Origin of the sequence: Arthrobacter globiformis, assembly GCF_030815865.1 — a bacterium.
Lineage (GTDB): Bacteria > Actinomycetota > Actinomycetes > Actinomycetales > Micrococcaceae > Arthrobacter > Arthrobacter globiformis_B.
In genome coordinates, this window is record NZ_JAUSXI010000001.1 from 684,981 (window position 1) to 701,521 (window position 16,541).

The window sequence follows — 16,541 nt, forward strand, 5'->3', positions numbered from 1 at the left end:
GCTTAGCCCAGCAGGATGCTGACCAGCCGCGCGGCTACCCGGGCCGTCCGGTTGTCGATGTCGAAGGCCGGGTTCAGCTCGGCCACGTCCGCGTGCAGCAGCTTGCCGCTGGCCGCCACCTGACGGCAGACGGCACTGATCACCGGCAGCGGAACGCCGTACGCCGCCGGGGCGCTGACTCCGGGAGCCACCGCCGCCGGCAGCACGTCAAGGTCGATGGTCAGGTACAGGACATCAATCCCGCTGAGGAAATCCGCCACAAAGGCCTCCGCGGCCCCGGCGGTGCAGTCCTCATCCAGCAGATACTTCACCCCCAGCTCCTCGGCGGTGCTGAACAGCGCCCGCGTGTTGTTGGGTTCGGAAATTCCGACGACGGCGTACTTCAGTTTGCGCCCTGCGGCCGCTTCCGCATGGGCCATCTGGAGGAACGGCGTGCCCGAACTGGGGGCGGCCTCGTCCCGGAGGTCGAAGTGGGCGTCAAGGTTGAGCACGCCCAGCCGCTGGCCATCGCGGACCGCCCGGGACCCTGCCACGCCGAGGTAGCTCGCGTACGCGGTTTCGTGGCCGCCGCCCAGCAGCAAGGTGAGGTGGCCGCCGTCGAGCAGCGCGGACACGGCAAGGCCTGCGCGGGCCTGTCCGGCCTCCAGCTCGCCGTGGCGGACCACCACGTCGCCGGCGTCGGTGGCGGCCCGCTCCGAGTGGTAGGCCAGGGGGCCCAGCGCACTGCGGATGGCCGCAGGGGCGGCCGCGGCTCCGGTCCTGCCCTTGTTCCGGCGCACGCCCTCATCGCTGCAGAAGCCGAGGATCACGGCAGGGCGGCCGGGGGTGACGGGAGCCTGCGGGGCGGCAGCGTTTTCCGTAGCCGGTGTCACGGCCTGCCACCACCGCCGGTGGGCTTCGCCGTCGCCGTCGTAACGGCCTGTCCAGGGGCGGGGTTCAGCGTCAACGGAGAGCGCGGGAAAGTCCATGCTTCAAGCTCACCGCACAGACACAGCGAAAGCCAGCAGCGCCGCCGTCGTGATGTCTGAAATACCGGAACCCGCTTAAGCGCGAAATGGCACTTGGCGGCAGTGTCACTGAGGAACACTGCCGCCAAATGCCATCTCGGGGCGGGGAAGCGGAAGCTACTACATGCCGAGTCCTTGTTCGATCGGGCCAATGGCGAAGAACAGGACGAAAGCTGCCGCGACGGCCCACATCAGCGGGTGCACTTCGCGGGCGCGGCCCTGGAAGGTGCGGATGAGGACGTAGGAGATGAAGCCGGCGCCCAGGCCGTTGGCGATCGAATAGGTGAACGGCATCAGCGTGAACGTGAGGAAGGCGGGCAGGGCGATGCCCCAGTCCTGCCAGTGGATCTTGCCGACCTGGGCCACCATCATGAAGCCGACCACCACCAACGCCGGGGCCACGGCCTCGAACGGCACCAGGTTGATCAACGGGGTGAAGAACATGGCCACCAGGAACAGCAGGCCGGTCACGATCGAGGCCAGGCCCGTCCGCGCGCCCTCGCCGATGCCCGCGCCGGACTCGACGTAGATCTGGTTGGAGGACACGGAGGCTCCGCCGCCAACGATGGCGCCCAGGGCGTCCACCTGCAGCACGCGGTCAACGTTGGGGATGTTGCCGTCCTTGTCCACCGTTCCAGCCTCGTTAGCCAGGCCCACCATGGTGCCCATCGCGTCGAAGAAGATGCTGAGCAGGATCACGAAGGCGAGCAGCGCCGCGGCCACAACGCCCAGATGTCCGAAGGCGCCGATAGGGTTGGCCTTGCCGATCAGGGAGAGGTCGGGAGCCGCCCATTCAGTGAACTTGGGGGCAACCAGGGACCAGCCCTGCGGGTTGAAGTTCTTGCCGTCGAAGCTGGGGCCTATGTGCAGCGTGAACTCAAGGATGACGGCCAGGATGGTGGAGGCGACGATGCCGATCAGGATGGCACCCTTGACGTTGCGCACCAGCAGGGCGATGGTCAGGATCAGGCCGAAGACGAACACCAGGGTTGGCCACCCCAGGAGCTTGCCGTCGAAGCCGAGGCCCACCGGAACCGTGGTCCCGGCCGCGTCCGGAACGCGCCGGACGAATCCGGCGTTGACCAGGCCGATGAGGGCGATGAACAGGCCGATACCAACCACGATTGCGGTCTTGAGCCCGTCCGGAACGGCCCGGAACACGGCGGTCCGGAATCCGGTAAGGACCAGGATCATCATGGTGACGCCGGAGAGGACCACCAGCCCCATCATGTCTGGCCAGGTCAGCCCCGGGTTGGTGGCCACCGTGACGGCCACGAAGGCGTTGACGCCCAGGCCCGTGGCCATGGCAAACGGGTGCTTGGCCCACGCGCCCATGAGGATGGTCAGGATGCCGGCAACAAAGGCGGTGACCGCAGCAACGGCCTGGAAACCGAGTGTGGCGCCGGAGGAGTCCGCAACGGACAGGATCAGGGGGTTCAGCACCACGATGTAGCTCATGGCGAAGAAGGTGGCAAAACCGCCCCGGATCTCGCGGGAGAGGTTGGACCCCCGTTCGGATATCTTGAAGTACCGGTCCAGTGCAGAGCCCTGCTTGAGCATTAGTCCTCCGGTGAGAGTGTGGGGGTTACTTGAATCCTAGTAGGTTGCCGGATGCCGTCCCGGCAAATTCGCCTAGTCTGTAAGGAAGTCAACACTAGGAGTAGTCCGCCCATGCGTTTCACCCGCCAGCTGCTGTCCGCCCTCCTTGGTGCGCTCACGCTCGTCGCCCTGCTCCTTACGGCGGGTCCCGCTTCCGCGCACGACGCCGCCGAATCCAGCAGCCCGGCCGACGGCGCCACCGTGGCGACAGCGCCCGCCAAAGTCTCGATAACCTTCAACAACACGCCGCTGGGGCTCGGTTCCCAGGTCAAGGTGACGGATGCCGCCGGAACCGACTGGGCCGACGGCAAGGTGGAGATCGTGGACAACGTCGCTACGCAGAACTTGCGGGAAGGTGCGCCTGCCGGAAAGTACGCGGTCGTGTGGCGGGTGGTGAGCTCGGACTCCCATCCGATTGAGGGGACGTTCTCCTTTACTGCCGCGGCGGCTGTGGCGGGGGCAACGGCGGCGCCGGTTCCGACCGTCGGTACGCCGCAGCCGGGGGCGACCCAGGCAACGGGGACAGCCCCGGATTCCTCGGAACCTTTCCCATGGAGCATCGTGGTCTTCGCAGCCGTGGCCCTCGGCCTGCTCATCACCCTGGGTGTGCTGGCCCGCCGGCGGCTCGGCGTCAGTGACGAGCCCGACGGCGACGGGAACTAACGACCGCTTCAGGCAGCCGTGACTTCAGAGTGCCGCGTCTTCAGAGTGCCCCGGCGGGCAGCGCCGGGAAACTTCCGGTCAGCACCGACGGCACGCTGTCCGGATAGACCTTCGCCGAGATGGCCTGGCCCACCACCTTGGCCTGGCGCAGGACTTCCTTCGGCGTGGGCGTGATGAGCTCGCCGACGCCCACCAGGTAAATGCCGATGGCGCGCATGGCCGCTACGAGGTTGGTGCCAATGGAGATGCCGAGGTCCTTGAGCATGCGCCGCAGCTGGCTGTGGGCACAGCGCGTGAGCACGATGTGGTCGGCCAGCAGCACGCCGTTCGGGGTGTGTACGGCCCAGCGGTGGAGTGAGGCTTCCGCCCCCGGACCCATCTTGTCGAGCAACACGGCAGACGTGTCGCTACGGATGTCCAGCTGGTGGCTCGACGCGTAGTTGCGCAGGTGCCGGAGGATTTCGTTCCGCTCCTGGAGCGAGGCCGCCTCGGCATCGTCGCACCGCTGCGGCGCGGATTTCTGGAACGACTGGCCGCCCCCCGGGGATTCCAGCCTGCTGACGATGATTGAATCGACGCCCCGACGCCGGAGTTCCGTGGCGATTGCCAAACCGGGAAGTCCGGTGCCGATGACCACAGTGGTGGTCCGTTCTGCGCCGCTGAGACCAGGCATGCGTGACACTACAACTTCCTCCTCGAGAATTTCGAAGCGCAGGGCATCATTGCCCGTGCGCCGTCCACTGCCCCAGCAAGCAGACACCAGCCATCCCCGGATGTGCGGTGGAGCACAATCCGGATCGATAGTGCCTCGACATTACAGAATTTTTCGGTCGGTGGATACCCCACCCGAAACATTGGTTGCAGGGCTTTGCGCGGCGTTACCAGCGCACCCCGAGCAGTGCCGATAGGGCACCCGGAGCCGTGCCAGAAGAGCACCCGGAACGGGCAGGAAACAGCCTTCCGAAAGGACCCGAAAAGCCGCGTGGGCCCGCTTGCTAAGAGATCGCGGACCGAGAATAGTTGGACTTAAGCGCAGGCTGTACGTAACCGGGAACCGGACGGCCTGCCGGTGCCGGCTAGACAGGCTGCTTCTGGCAGAATAGCCGCATCATCAGGCAGTATCGCGAGGAGGCGGACCAAATGGACGCACACGAATTGCATCCCGACCCGGCACGGGATGGCGGTGCCCGGCACGCGAGACCCGAAGGAATCGTGGTCGGCGTCGATGGTTCGGACCATGGCCAGTGCGCCCTCGTGTGGGCTGCCCGTGAAGCCGAACGCCGCCGTAGTCCGCTCCATATTGTCACCGCCTACTCGGTGCCCATTTTTGCCGCCTCCGGACTCGACGGCGGCTATGCCACCGTGGACGACTCGGTGATCCGCGAGGGCGCCGAGGCCATCCTGCAGCACGCAGTGGACAAGGTGGCCGGCTACAACATCAACGTCAGCTCCTCGGTCGAGAACGGGGACGCTTCGGGCGTACTCCTCGACCTGTCCGAAACCGCCGAGCTGCTGGTCTTCGGCACACGCGGTCGGGGTGGCTTTGTAGGACGGCTCCTCGGCTCCGTGAGCAGCGCGCTTCCCGCCCACGCCAAGTGCCCTACGGTGACAGTTCCGCTGATCTGTTCCGACCGCTTGGGCGAGACCACCCAGGACAAACACATCCGGGCGGAACAGGCCAAGGCCGGCCACGGCCCCGTGGAAAAAGCTGTCGTGGTGGGGGTGGACGGGTCCGAGCAGGCCCGCGTCGCCGTCCTGGAAGCCGCGGAGGAGGCCGAACGGCTGGGTGCGCCGCTGCGCGTGATCTGCGCCGTGCCGCAATACAGCGGATCCCTTGCCTGGGTTCCGGCCCCGCTGGACAGGGAAGCGCTGTTCGCCGATATCCAGGTCCAGCTGAAGGCCGGAGTGGCCTGGCTGCAGAGCCACTTCCCTCGGCTGGCCATCGAGACCCGGCTGCTGGATGGGTCGCCCGTGGATGTGCTGGTGGAGGCCAGCCGGCATGTTGAGCTGATAGTCGTGGGTACCCGCGGCCGAGGCGGCTTCACCGGCATGCTCCTGGGATCGACGTCGGACGGCGTCCTGCACCATGCCAAGAGCCCAGTGATGGTGGTGCCGGACCGGGAGGACCCCCGGCTCGCCGACCGCGCCAGCTTCGGACCCATGCTTGGCGCCTCTTAGCGCATGAACGGCCTGGTGCTCGGTCTCGGGGACCTCAGCGCCTCCATGCTGCCGGAGGTTGGCGGCAAGGCTGCCAACCTCGGCGAGCTGATCACGGCCGGCCTCCCGGTGCCGGACGGGTTCTGCCTCACCACCGAGGCCTACATCCAGGCCGTGGAGCCACTGGGCCTCGCAGACGTGCACCGTGCCCTCCAGGACACCCCGGCCGATGATCTCGAAGCCCTCGCCAGCCTGGCTGCCATGGCCCGCAGCCTGATCACCTCGGCAGAATTGCCGACGGCGATCGCCGGGGAGGTGCTTACGGCCTACCGGACGCTGGACGGCGTTCCGGTCGCAGTGAGGTCCTCGGCCACGGCCGAGGACCTTCCCTTCGCCAGCTTTGCCGGCCAGCAGGACACGTACCTGAACGTCATTGACGCCGTGGCGCTGCTGGACGCCGTCCGGAAGTGCTGGGCCTCGCTGTGGACAGACCGGGCGGTGGCATACCGCGCCAGCCGGAACATTGACCCGGTAACGGTGGCCCTCGCCGTCGTCGTCCAGCGGATGGTGGACGCCGACGCGGCGGGCGTGATGTTCACCGCGAATCCGGTCACCGGCAGGCGCCGGGAGGCTGTGATTGACGCCAGTCCCGGGCTTGGCGAGGCAGTGGTGTCGGGCGCCGTCAATCCGGACCATTTCGTGGTGGACACCGCATCCGGTGCCATCCGGCAGCGCCGGCTGGGGGACAAACGGACGGCTGTCCGGCCGCTGCCCGCGGGAGGCACCGAATTCGTCGAGCAGACGGCAGGCGACCAGGGTGTGCAGAACCAGCCCTGCCTGACCGACGCGCAGATCCGGGAGCTCACGGCGCTGGGGAGCAAGGCGGAGGCCCACTTCGGCGCCCCGCAGGACACCGAGTGGGCGCTCGACGGCGACGGAAAGGTTTGGCTGACCCAGTCGAGGCCCATCACCACGCTTTACCCGCTGCCGGAGAAGGTCCCGGAGCGGCCCGGCCCGGGGGAGGACCTGCGTGTCTACCTGTGCTTCAGCCTCGCCCAGGGCCTGACCCGGCCGCTGACCCCGATGGGACTTGCCGCCCTTCGGCGGATCGGTTCATCAGTTGCTGCCGCGGCCGGCTTCGAGGTTCCGGATCCCCGCAGCGGGCCGCCGCCGAATGTCGAAGCCGGACAGCGCATCTTTATCGACCTGACCGCCGCCGCCCGGAGCACCGTGGGCCGCCGGATTATTCCCAAGGTCTTTGACGTCATGGAGGCACGCTCCGCAAAAGTCCTGCGCAGCGTGTTCGATGACCCGCGCCTGTCCATCACCCGCCGCACCCCCTGGGACCTCCTCAAGCACGTGGTCCCCTTAGCTGCCCGGGCGCGCGTGCCGGAAGCAGCGATCCGGGCGCTGGTCCGTCCCGAGGTGGCCCTCAAACGCCTGAACCGCTTCACCACGGAGTTCAACGCGACGCTGGAACTGCCCCAGGGTGCTTCCCCGCGCGCGCGGCTTGACCATGCCGAGGGGATACTGTCGCGGCTCTTCCCCAACCTGCCGGCCGTGCTCCCGCTTGCCGGCCTGGGCTTCGCCATGCTCGGCCTCGCCGGGAAACTCCTGGGTGCCGGCAAACTCTTTGGTGCTGGCGAGGGCGGTGCCGGCGAGGGCGGTGCCGGCAAGCTCATGGGGGCCGGCAAGGACGGCGGCCCCCGGGGAAGCAGAAACACAGACCTGCAGCCTGTCCTCCGCGGCCTGCCCAACAATGTGACCACCGAGATGGACCTCGAGCTGTGGCGGGTTGCCACGGCGATCAAGGCCGACGCGGCATCGTTGGCCGTGCTGACGGCTCATCCGCCCGCGGTGCTGGCGCAGCGCTTCGTCGCGGGCGGGTTGCCGGCCGCGGCCCAGACGGGCGTGGCAGGGTTCCTGGCGAGGTACGGGCACCGGGCTGTCGCCGAGATCGACGTCGGCATGCCCCGCTGGCGGGACGACCCCACCCATATTCTTGGCGTCCTGGCCAACTACCTCCGGCTGGAGGACGCGGAACGGGCCCCCGACCGCCAGTTCAGCAAGGCAGCAGCCGAAGCGGATGCACAAATTGAGCGGCTGGTGGCCGAGGCCCGTTCGAGGGGACGCCTTCGCGCCGTGGCCGTCCGGGCGGCGTTGCGGCGGGCGCGGCTCTTCGCCGGGCTGCGCGAACTTCCCAAGTTCCAGATCGTCCTGGCGCTGGCGGAAGTCCGGAAGCAGCTGGCCGAAGTCGGCGCCGTCCTGGCGGAACAGGGACGGCTCGCCCTGGCAGAGGACATTTTTTTCCTGGACTTCGCCGAAACAAACCAGGCGCTGGATGGTGCGGACATGCAGGATCTCGTGGCGCAGCGGCAGGGGGCCTATTACCTGGAACTGGAGCGGCGCCACATTCCGCGGATGCTGCTGTCGGACGGAACGGAACCGGAAACGCTGCTTACCGCCTTCGGAACCGCCGCCGGGGCACTGTCCGGGAGCCCGGCGTCGGCGGGAACGGTGACAGCGCCCGCACGTGTGATCCTCGAACCCGTGGGCGCCCACCTGGAACCGGGGGAAGTCCTTGTGGCGCCGTCCACCGATCCAGGCTGGACCCCGCTGTTCCTCACGGCAGGTGGCCTGGTGATGGAGATGGGCGGCCCCAACTCCCACGGCGCTGTGGTGGCCCGGGAGTATGGCATCCCCGCCGTGGTTGGCGTGGCTGACGCCACCTCGCTGCTCAGGACGGGCCAGGAAGTGACGGTCGACGGCGGCGCCGGCACCGTGCTGCCCGGCGCCTGAGGGCAGCGGCTGCTGCCGGCGGTGGCTGCTCAGGCCCGTGGCTACTGCCGGTCCTGTGCCGGCTTCCCGCGCCGGATGTGCCGGACCACGAGCCAGACAACGCAGATGGCCAGGGCGGCGTAGACGGCGTAGTTGAGGTAGCGGGAGTACTGCTCCACCATCGCGTACTGCCGGCCCAGCAGTACGCCGAAGCCGATCAGCGCGCTGTTCCAGACGGCGGTGCCGGCAATGGTGAAAATGCTGAAGGTGCCCAGGTGCATCCTCTCGGCGCCCGCCGGCAACGAAATGAGGCTCCTCACGCCGGGCAGCAGCCGGCCGAAGAAAATCGCCGACCTGCCGTGGCGGCGGAACCAGACGTCCGCGCGCTCGAAGTCCTCCCGGTCCACCAGAGGCAGCTTGGACAGCCAGCGGATCGAACGCTCCAGTCCCACCTTCGCGCCGAGGAAATACAGCGCAAGGGCGCCAAGATACGCCCCCAATGTGCTGGTTACAAAGACCAAGGCCAGGTTGAGGGACCCCTGCCGGGTCAGGAACCCGGCCAGCGGAAGAATCACTTCGCTGGGAATCGGCGGGAACACCGTCTCGAGGAAGGTGAAGAGGCCCACACCCCATTCCCCGAGCGAATCGATCGCCTGGGCGGCGAAGCCCACGATGCCTGTCAGTTCGTCGGCGGGACTGGATGTGGCACCGGGAATGCGCATTGGCTACGGCTCCTGGACTGGAAAACGGCGTCCCACCCAGTCTGGCCCACCCGCCGGTACAGGGAAAGCGGACAGCCCGGCCGGGGGCTGCCACATAGGAGGCCGAGGCGTACCCTGAGGGTATGAGCTGCGACGTCGGAGCGGAGTCGACATGACTGCCATCTGGCTGCGGTGGACACCCGCCGTGGCCGTACCTGCTGTGATAGCTGCCGGAGTCCTGGCGGGGTCCTTGCCCGCGAGCGCCCGGGATCCGTTGCCAGAGAAGACACCTGCCCAGGTGCTGGCGATGATCGGACAACACCAGACCAAGTCCTTCTCCGGCACGGTGGAGCAATCCTCCGAACTCGGCCTGCCCGATGTCCCCCAGGTAGGACCCACCTCGGGTGCAGGGACGGGTTCCCTCGCCGAGCTGCTGACCGGCCCACACAGCGCCCGCGTCTACATCGACGGACCAACCAAGGCCCGCATCCAAGTGATGGACCGGATGGCCGAACGCGACGCCGTCCGGCAGGGCAATGAGCTGTGGCTGTACAACTCCAAGGACAACACGGCCACGCACGTCACGCTTCCCGCCGCTGCCTCGAAGGAATCCCGCAGCCATGACATGCCGGCGGGTGTGGCAACGCCGGAGGAACTGGCCGCGAAGATGCTTGACAAGCTGGACGGCAGCACCGACGTGGCGGTGGCCGAAGATACCGAGGTGGCAGGCAGGGCGGCATACAACCTGGTCCTCACGCCGCGGTCGGCCGTGACCCTGGTGGGCTCCGTGGCCGTGGCCGTGGATGGTGAGAACGGCATGCCGCTGAGCGTGGAGGTACGGGCCCGCGGTCAGCAGGAGCCTGCGTTCCGGACGGCGTTCTCCAGCCTGACGCTGGGCGCTCCTGACGCAGCCCTGTTCAACTTCTCGCCGCCGCCGGGTGCCTCGGTGAAGGAACTTGCGGTGCCGGCAAAGCCCAACGGCACGAAGGGCCAGGCCGACAAGAACCGGACCGGCAAGGATCTGGCCGACAGGAACACCGACAATAAGGACCTGCACGGGCACACCCCCGCCGTCACGGGCTCCGGCTGGGAACGGATCGTCGGCATCCCGGCCCCCGTCCGCTGCCGCCCCATCCGCTTCCCGTGAGTCCGGAAAGCAATCAGTCGACAGGCTGCTCAATGATCCCCTGCTTCGCCAGGCGACCATGACTGTCCAGGGCGGGCGGGCCATCTCCACATCACTGGTCAATGTTCTGCTGACCGACGACGGCCGGACGTTCGTTGGTTCCGTGCCCCTGGAGCGGCTCCAGGCCGCCGCAGCCGCGAGGTGACAGCCGCTGGCCGCGCTCTTGCGCTAGAGACACAGGGGCTGAGCAAGCGGTTCGGCCACCAGCTGGCGGTCAACAGCATAGATCTGGCCGTGCCCAGGGGTTCTGTCTTCGGCTTCCTCGGGCCCAACGGATCCGGCAAGACCACCACCATCCGCATGATGCTCGGCCTCGCCGCGCCGACCGCGGGCGAGGTCAGGGTCCTCGGGATGGACATGCCGCGGCAGCTGGATGAGGTCCTGCCCAGGGTCGGTGCGCTGGTGGAGGGGCCGGCTTTCTACCCTTTCCTCTCGGGTGCGGCGAATCTGCACCGCTTTGATGCAGCGGATCGGCACGCTGCGCCGTCCACCCGCCGCGCGCGGGTGGACGAAGCACTGGAACGGGTGGGGCTTTCCCATGCCGCCCGCAAGAAGGTGCGGGCCTACTCTCTCGGCATGAAGCAGCGGCTGGGAATCGCCAACGCGCTGCTGGCACGCCGCGAACTGCTGGTCCTGGACGAACCGACCAACGGGCTGGATCCCCAGGGCACGCGGGAGGTGCGGAACCTGGTCCGGTCCCTCGCCGCTGACGGCGCCACCGTGTTCGTCTCCAGCCACCTGTTGGCCGAAGTGGAGCAGATCTGCACCCATGCGGCCATCATGAGCGCCGGCAGGCTGGTGGCCCAGGGGCCCCTGGCCGAACTCCGCGAGTCGGGCACCGCGCAGCTCCGCCTCGTGACGCCCGACGCCGGTACGGCCTCGAGCGTTTTGGTGCGGTTCGGGCTGTCCCCCATTGTGGGTCATCCAGACGGAGTGGATGCCGTCATTACGTCCAGCCTGCCTATTGGGGCGGGGTCTGACCGTACAGCAAAGCTCTCCGGTGGCGCAGGGTTTGACGGCACGGCGGGACTCCCAGCCGCCAACGGAGGCGTGGCACCGGAGACGATCGTCGCTGCCCTCGTGGCGGACGGCGTGCGGGTCCGCGGGTTCACGGTGGAGCGTGGCAGCCTGGAAGACCGCTTTGTGGCTTTGACGGGGGAGGGCTTCGATGTCGCACAGTGATCGGCCGCCAGTGCAGGAACCTGTTGCGCAGGAGCCGGCGGCGGGGGAACCGGAAGCTCAGGCGCCCGCAGGGCAGGAACCGGATGGACATGGGCCGGCGGCGCGGGAACCGGCAGTGCAGCGGCTCGCCGTGCAAAACAGCCCGGCGCCGGGTACCAGGCGCCGGCCGTCCAGCGGTTCTCTGCTCGCCTCGGAGCTGAAGCAGCTGTTCCGCCGCCGCAGGACCCAGGCCATGCTCCTGGCGCTGGCCGCCATCCCGGTGGTGATCGCCGTCGTCGTCCACGTTTCCTCGGCTGTTCCTCCGGGGAGGGGGCCGGCGTTCCTGGACCGGATCAGCCAGAACGGCCTGTTCGTGGCCGTCACCGCGATGCTGGTTTCCGTTCCGCTGTTCCTCCCGCTGACCATTGGCGTGGTCGCGGGGGACACCATTGCCGGGGAAGCCGGACTGGGCACGCTGCGGTACCTGCTGGTGGCTCCGGCCGGCCGGGTGCGCCTGCTGCTGGTCAAGTATGCCGGGGCCGCTGTGTTTTGTCTTTCCGCCCCACTGGCTGTGGCGCTCGCCGGCGCGGGCATCGGCTGGGTACTCTTCCCGGTGGGACCGGTGGCATTGCTCTCGGGCGACCTTGTGGAACCGGACGAGGCGCTTGTCAGGATGCTGCTAATCGCCGCTTATCAGGCCGTGTCGCTGCTCGGTTTATCGGCCATCGGGCTGTTTCTGTCCACGCTGACCGACGTGCCTGTCGGCGCCATGGCCGCAACAATCGTCCTGTCCGTCGTTTCCCAGGTGCTCGACCAACTGCCCCAGCTGGAGTGGCTACACCCGTGGTTGTTCACGCACAACTGGTTCGGCTTCGCAGACCTGCTTCGCCAACCCATCGGCTGGGATTCGTTCGCTGACAATGCGCTCCTGCAGGCGGGCTACATCGCAGTGTTCGGCGCGCTCGCGTACGGCAGGTTCGTGAGCAAGGACGTACTGTCCTAGGCGATTCCGCTATCGGGGTCCTTGTGGCGGGGTGCTAGTGGCGGGCCGAGCTAGTACCGTGCAGCGACCGGGTGGAGCTGCATGCCGGCCATCATGCTCAGATCCGTCACGGTGATGCCCGCGGACGGGTTCAGCGCCTGGACCACCCTGCCGCCGCCCAGGTAGATCGCCACATGGTAGAAACCGGGCGCCGATCCCCAGACCAGCAGATCACCGGGCTGCGCCTGGGACAGGGGCACGTGGACGGGCGCCTGGGCGAACTGCTCCGCAGCCGTGCGCGGAAGTTGCTTCCCGATGGCCGCGAACGCGTTCTGGACCAGGCCCGAACAGTCGAAGCCGTACGCGCCAGTGCCGCCATATTGATAGAAGTACGGGGACCCCACCTTGCCCATGGCCACCGAGATGGCAGCCATGTTGGAACCGCCGGGAGACGGGGCAGGCTGGACCGGGGCGGGTGCCGGCTGTGCTGGCGCACGTGCGGGGGCTGGTGCCGGCGGTACTGGCGCAGGCTGTGCTGGCGCGGGAGCCGGGCGGGCCGGAGCAGGCGCCGGGCGGACCGGCGCGGGAGCTGGCGGAGCCGGAGCCGCCTGTGGAGGAGCGGCCGGAGCTGCCTGTGAAGGAGCGGTTTGGGCAGGCGTCCGGGATGGCGCGGAAGCGGACTCCTCCGCCGAGGCAGCACTCGCGCTGCCTGCCGCCGCAGCGTTCGCTGCCGCTGCTTTGTCTGTGGCCGCCTGGGCCGCGGCGGCACCTTCAGCTGCCGCAGTTACGGCGGCGAGACGGGCCTGCTGGCGTTGGCGCTCCAGGCCGTCCACGCGGGCGGACTCGAGCGCTGCCGTAGTGTTCCGCAACGAGGCAAGCTGCCCCACGAGGACAGTCCGCTGCGCCTTGGCGTCCGCCACCGCCTTTACCTGGGCTGCATTGGCATGGTCTGCCTCTGCCTTGAGCGTCTCGGCGGTTTTCGCGGCGTCATCTGCCGCGCGGCGGGCGTCGGCGGCGGCAGCCGTGAGCGATTCGGCGGCCGCGGCGGTGGTTTCTGCGGCGGTGAAGGCCCTGCTCCGGCCGGCGGTAAGTGCCTGCAGCGTTGCCGCTTTGGCGAGGACATCGCCAGTGCCCGTGACCAGGCCGCTCAGCTCCGGATTAAGGCCACCGTTCCGGTACAGGTCCCCGGCCAGCTGCCCCACGGCCTTACGGCTCTTGGACTGTTCCTTGTCCGCGGCGGAAGCCCTGGCCGTGGCCACCGCGGCCGCGTCCGATCTCGTGTCCAGCTCCACGAGGGCATTGCTGTAAGCGTTGTTGGCTTCGAGCGTCCGTGCGAATGTGACCTCCTGGGCCGTGGCGGCGTCGGCCAAGATGCCCTCAATGTCGGCGACCTTTGCCGCCGTCGCACTTTCACTGGACTTGGCGGCAGCGATGTCCGCGGGGGAGGGAACTTCCGGCGACGCCGGTACCGTCAGGGCTGTTGCCAGAAGACCTGCGGTGGGCGACATCTTCGTAATGGCCCGGTCAGCGGTCGCAGGTGCCGCGAGGGTTCCGCAGAGGACGACGGCGGTGCAGAAGACTGCCGCTGTGCGGCCGGGGCCGGTCAAACTCATTCATAACCTCGCAAGTCAGGGCGGGGCGAACGAGTCGGGAGGCAGCACGGAAGTGCTCCTCTGAAGATGCCCAGCCCTCTGAGGTTAGGGCCAGGTTGCCACTTTGGCAACACTAGTCACATCAATAACATAAACAACATCAGTGTCATGTGGATGGAGATGCTGGGCGCGTGTCGCGCCACCCGGAGGCAACGAAACCGGACCATGACGCCGTCAGGCGTGCTGACGCGATTCGTGCTCGTAGTGGCTGGCCGGTTCCAGTTGGAAGGTGCAGTGCTCGGTATCGAAATGCGAGCCCAGGCAGGTCGTGAGTTTGTCCAGGACCTGGTCCGCACCCTTCGCACTCAGCATCTCGTCCTGCACCACCACGTGGGCGGAAAACACCGGCACGCCGGACGTGATCGTCCAGATGTGGATGTCGTGGACGGCAACCACGCCCGCCACGGAGAGGATGTGTTCGCGGATCATGCTGACTTCCACACCCTTTGGGGTGGCCTCCAGCAGGACATCGACCACCTCGCGGAGCAGGTGCCAGGCTCTCGGCAGGATCATCAGCGCGATGATTACGGATGCGATGGTGTCCGCCGCCAGGTAACCGGTGAATTTGATGACCAGCGCAGCGGCGATGACGGCGAACGAGCCGAGGAGATCGCCCAGCACCTCCAGGTAGGCGCCGCGGACGTTCAGGCTTTCCTGCTGGGCCTTTCGCAGGATCAGCAGCGAGACGAAGTTGGCGGCCGCACCCAGGATTGCGGCGGACAGCATGATGTCGGTGTGCACCTCGGGCGCGGAGCCAATGCGGCGGGTGGCTTCGGTGAAGATGACAGCCGCTACCACCACCAGGATCAGGGCGTTGGCGAGGGCAGCCAGGACTTCCGCGCGCTGGTAGCCATACGTCCGTAGATCGCTGGCCGGCAGTGCAGCGATCCATGCAGCCATCAGGGCGATGAAGACGCCGGCTGCGTCGGAGAGCATGTGGCCCGCATCGGCCAGCAGGGCAAGGGAGCCGGAGAGCAGGGAGCCGATCACCTGGATGAGCATCACGGACAGGGTGATGGCCAGAACCGCAATCAGCCTGCCGCGATGCCTACCCGTTGCCGTGAGGCCGTGGTTGTGGTCGTGTCCCATGCCTACAAGGCTAGTCCCACCCGAGTTCGTGAAGCCGCTGGTCGTCGATTCCGAAGTGGTGCGCAATCTCGTGGATCACCGTCACCGCCACCTCCTCCACCACGTCCTCGCGCGAGGAGCAGATGTCCAGGATGGGCTGGCGGTAGATGGTGATGCGGTCCGGAAGCGATCCGGCATCCCACCAGGAATCACGCTCGGTCAGCGGAACGCCCTCGTACAGTCCCAGGAGCACCGTGTCCGGGTCCTCGCCGGGCTGGGGGACGTAATCGTCGTCGATGAACACGGCCACGTTGTCCATGGCCCGCGCCACCTCGGCGGGAAGTTGGTCCAGGGCGTCGCTGACGGCGGCTTCGAAGTCGGCTTCGGACATGTCGAAGCCGGAGGGGTCGCCGGCTCCGTCCGGCACTATCGGGAGGCCGGGCGGCAGGTTAGCGGGCATACCCAAACTTTAGCGGGATCTCCGCCGGGTCAGCCCCACGCCGAGGAGGCAGATGGCGCCGCCGACGAGTCCCCAGACCGTCGGGATTTCGCTGAGCACCAGCCATGAGATCAGCACCGTCGTGCCCGGCACCAGGTACGTGGTTGCAGCCAGTTTGCCGGCATCGATCAGCGAAAGGGCGTAGGCCCACGTGGTGAAGGCGATCGCAGTGGGGAAGATGCCCAGGTAGACCAGGCCAAGGGTGGCTGGCAACGGCGCCGCCTGCAGCTCCTGCCCCAGCTGGCCTGCGAAAGGCAGGCAGCAGACCAAGCCCACGATGATCCCGAACCACGTGGCCTGCCCCGCCGGAAACTTCCGCAGCACGGGCTTCTGGATGATGACGCTCACTGCGGCGAGTGCAGCAGCGAGGAGGCAAAGCAGCACGCCTGCCACGTCCGCCGTCGAACGCGTCCCCGATCCCAGCGCAATGACTCCCACGCCCCCGAACGCCACCAGGCTGCCGATAATCAGCCAGCGCGGAAAACCCTCTTTGAGGATGATGCCCGCCATCACGGCCACCAGGATCGGGTTCACGTTGATGAGCAGCGCGCTGGTTCCGGCGTCGAGCGCATGCTCCGCGGCGTTGAGTGCCACGTTGTACCCGGCGAACCACATGACGCCATAGGCGAGAATCGGCCACCACTCCCGGCCCCGCGGCAGCGCCCGGAGTTTGGGAAGCACCACCGCGCCAAGCACGACGGCGGCAATCGCCAACCGCCCCAGCGTCAGTGCTCCGGGGGAGAAGCTTGGGCCAACGGCGCGGATGCCCACGAAGGCGGACGCCCAAAGCACCACCGTCACCACGACGGCGGCGACGCCGAGCGCGTTCATGGAGGGTGCGGGTTTCTGGGGAGCGGGCCCTTCCGGCACCGATCCTCCAGAGGAGGGGCCGTCGGGGGAGCGGGGCTGAAGTGGGCTGGTGCCGGCGGTGGATGCCATGGTGCCAATCTAGCTCCGTTCTCCACGCGGCGGCTGGCGGAAATCGGCCATGTCTCGCCAAGAAACTGCCAATGTGGCGGGCTTCGATTTGCGTGCCGTTTGCGTGTCCACCGGGCCGATTTTGGATATTCCGGGGAGAGGCTCTATAG

15 protein-coding genes are annotated in these 16,541 nt (G+C 67.8%); 7 read left to right on the forward strand and 8 right to left on the reverse strand.

Annotated features, from left to right (window positions below):
• Positions 1 to 2: 2 nt before the first annotated feature.
• Complete coding sequence (gene hutG, locus QFZ33_RS03195; RefSeq protein WP_307024779.1) at positions 3 to 968, reverse strand: formimidoylglutamase; 966 nt, start codon at positions 966 to 968, stop codon at positions 3 to 5.
• 159 nt (positions 969 to 1,127) lie between these two features.
• Positions 1,128 to 2,567, reverse strand: coding sequence for an NCS2 family permease (locus QFZ33_RS03200; protein ID WP_307024781.1), 1,440 nt, complete (start codon positions 2,565 to 2,567; stop codon positions 1,128 to 1,130).
• 111 nt (positions 2,568 to 2,678) lie between these two features.
• Between QFZ33_RS03200 and QFZ33_RS03205 the strand changes: the two genes are divergently transcribed.
• Complete coding sequence (locus QFZ33_RS03205) at positions 2,679 to 3,269, forward strand: copper resistance CopC family protein (protein ID WP_307024784.1); 591 nt, start codon at positions 2,679 to 2,681, stop codon at positions 3,267 to 3,269.
• Positions 3,270 to 3,309: 40 nt separating this feature from the next.
• On the opposite strand, the gene QFZ33_RS03210 is transcribed toward QFZ33_RS03205, so the two are convergent.
• Positions 3,310 to 3,942 (reverse strand): FAD-dependent monooxygenase, encoded by a 633-nt coding sequence (locus tag QFZ33_RS03210; protein ID WP_307031643.1) that lies wholly within the window; start codon positions 3,940 to 3,942, stop codon positions 3,310 to 3,312.
• A gap of 467 nt (positions 3,943 to 4,409) precedes the next feature.
• Here QFZ33_RS03210 and QFZ33_RS03215 point away from each other — a divergent pair, with 467 nt between their 5' ends.
• Positions 4,410 to 5,447 carry a universal stress protein gene (locus QFZ33_RS03215; RefSeq protein ID WP_307024786.1) on the forward strand — a complete coding sequence of 346 codons (1,038 nt, stop codon included), beginning with the start codon at positions 4,410 to 4,412 and terminating at the stop codon, positions 5,445 to 5,447.
• Positions 5,448 to 5,450: 3 nt separating this feature from the next.
• Positions 5,451 to 8,225 carry a PEP/pyruvate-binding domain-containing protein gene (locus QFZ33_RS03220; RefSeq protein ID WP_307024788.1) on the forward strand — a complete coding sequence of 925 codons (2,775 nt, stop codon included), beginning with the start codon at positions 5,451 to 5,453 and terminating at the stop codon, positions 8,223 to 8,225.
• A gap of 41 nt (positions 8,226 to 8,266) precedes the next feature.
• Here QFZ33_RS03220 and QFZ33_RS03225 read toward each other — a convergent pair whose 3' ends face one another.
• Positions 8,267 to 8,926, reverse strand: a complete 660-nt coding sequence (locus QFZ33_RS03225; protein ID WP_307024790.1) for a DedA family protein — start codon at positions 8,924 to 8,926, stop codon at positions 8,267 to 8,269.
• 151 nt (positions 8,927 to 9,077) lie between these two features.
• On the opposite strand from QFZ33_RS03225, the gene QFZ33_RS03230 reads away from it, so the two are divergent.
• The 4 genes from QFZ33_RS03230 to QFZ33_RS03245 are packed head-to-tail and all read left to right on the forward strand — an operon-like array spanning position 9,078 to position 12,255.
• A complete protein-coding gene (locus tag QFZ33_RS03230; RefSeq protein WP_307024791.1) occupies positions 9,078 to 10,052 on the forward strand; it encodes a LolA family protein in 975 nt (324 codons plus the stop codon).
• 58 nt (positions 10,053 to 10,110) lie between these two features.
• Positions 10,111 to 10,236 (forward strand): hypothetical protein, encoded by a 126-nt coding sequence (locus QFZ33_RS03235; protein ID WP_307024793.1) that lies wholly within the window; start codon positions 10,111 to 10,113, stop codon positions 10,234 to 10,236.
• On the forward strand, positions 10,233 to 11,273 hold the full coding sequence (locus QFZ33_RS03240) for an ABC transporter ATP-binding protein (RefSeq protein ID WP_307024797.1): 1,041 nt from the start codon (positions 10,233 to 10,235) through the stop codon (positions 11,271 to 11,273). Before QFZ33_RS03235 ends, QFZ33_RS03240 begins: the two co-directional genes overlap by 4 nt.
• Positions 11,260 to 12,255 carry an ABC transporter permease gene (locus QFZ33_RS03245; protein WP_373427228.1) on the forward strand — a complete coding sequence of 332 codons (996 nt, stop codon included), beginning with the start codon at positions 11,260 to 11,262 and terminating at the stop codon, positions 12,253 to 12,255. The genes QFZ33_RS03240 and QFZ33_RS03245 overlap by 14 nt, the downstream gene beginning before the upstream one ends.
• A 50-nt stretch (positions 12,256 to 12,305) precedes the next feature.
• Here the strand turns inward: QFZ33_RS03245 and QFZ33_RS03250 are convergent, their stop codons facing one another.
• From QFZ33_RS03250 to QFZ33_RS03265, 4 genes are all read right to left on the reverse strand, one after another.
• Positions 12,306 to 13,847 (reverse strand): C40 family peptidase, encoded by a 1,542-nt coding sequence (locus QFZ33_RS03250; protein ID WP_307024799.1) that lies wholly within the window; start codon positions 13,845 to 13,847, stop codon positions 12,306 to 12,308.
• 213 nt (positions 13,848 to 14,060) lie between these two features.
• Positions 14,061 to 14,975 (reverse strand): cation diffusion facilitator family transporter, encoded by a 915-nt coding sequence (locus QFZ33_RS03255; RefSeq protein WP_307024801.1) that lies wholly within the window; start codon positions 14,973 to 14,975, stop codon positions 14,061 to 14,063.
• A gap of 10 nt (positions 14,976 to 14,985) precedes the next feature.
• Positions 14,986 to 15,414, reverse strand: coding sequence for a metallopeptidase family protein (locus QFZ33_RS03260; protein WP_214846070.1), 429 nt, complete (start codon positions 15,412 to 15,414; stop codon positions 14,986 to 14,988).
• Positions 15,415 to 15,423: 9 nt separating this feature from the next.
• The gene (locus QFZ33_RS03265) at positions 15,424 to 16,392 is read right to left on the reverse strand and encodes a DMT family transporter (RefSeq protein ID WP_307024803.1); all 969 of its coding nucleotides are present in this window, start codon (positions 16,390 to 16,392) and stop codon (positions 15,424 to 15,426) included.
• Between the last annotated feature and the right edge of the window lie 149 nt (positions 16,393 to 16,541).

Bases quoted from the DNA above. Each gene is read 5' to 3' on its own strand.
- hutG (WP_307024779.1), bottom strand. From the start codon at position 968: ATGGACTTTCCCGCGCTCTCCGTTGACGCTGAACCCCGCCCCTGGACA.
- QFZ33_RS03200 (WP_307024781.1), bottom strand. From the start codon at position 2,567: ATGCTCAAGCAGGGCTCTGCACTGGACCGGTACTTCAAGATATCCGAA.
- QFZ33_RS03205 (WP_307024784.1), top strand. From the start codon at position 2,679: ATGCGTTTCACCCGCCAGCTGCTGTCCGCCCTCCTTGGTGCGCTCACG.
- QFZ33_RS03210 (WP_307031643.1), bottom strand. From the start codon at position 3,942: ATGCCTGGTCTCAGCGGCGCAGAACGGACCACCACTGTGGTCATCGGC.
- QFZ33_RS03215 (WP_307024786.1), top strand. From the start codon at position 4,410: ATGGACGCACACGAATTGCATCCCGACCCGGCACGGGATGGCGGTGCC.
- QFZ33_RS03220 (WP_307024788.1), top strand. From the start codon at position 5,451: ATGAACGGCCTGGTGCTCGGTCTCGGGGACCTCAGCGCCTCCATGCTG.
- QFZ33_RS03225 (WP_307024790.1), bottom strand. From the start codon at position 8,926: ATGCGCATTCCCGGTGCCACATCCAGTCCCGCCGACGAACTGACAGGC.
- QFZ33_RS03230 (WP_307024791.1), top strand. From the start codon at position 9,078: ATGACTGCCATCTGGCTGCGGTGGACACCCGCCGTGGCCGTACCTGCT.
- QFZ33_RS03235 (WP_307024793.1), top strand. From the start codon at position 10,111: ATGACTGTCCAGGGCGGGCGGGCCATCTCCACATCACTGGTCAATGTT.
- QFZ33_RS03245 (WP_373427228.1), top strand. From the start codon at position 11,260: ATGTCGCACAGTGATCGGCCGCCAGTGCAGGAACCTGTTGCGCAGGAG.
- QFZ33_RS03250 (WP_307024799.1), bottom strand. From the start codon at position 13,847: ATGAGTTTGACCGGCCCCGGCCGCACAGCGGCAGTCTTCTGCACCGCC.
- QFZ33_RS03255 (WP_307024801.1), bottom strand. From the start codon at position 14,975: ATGGGACACGACCACAACCACGGCCTCACGGCAACGGGTAGGCATCGC.
- QFZ33_RS03260 (WP_214846070.1), bottom strand. From the start codon at position 15,414: ATGCCCGCTAACCTGCCGCCCGGCCTCCCGATAGTGCCGGACGGAGCC.
- QFZ33_RS03265 (WP_307024803.1), bottom strand. From the start codon at position 16,392: ATGGCATCCACCGCCGGCACCAGCCCACTTCAGCCCCGCTCCCCCGAC.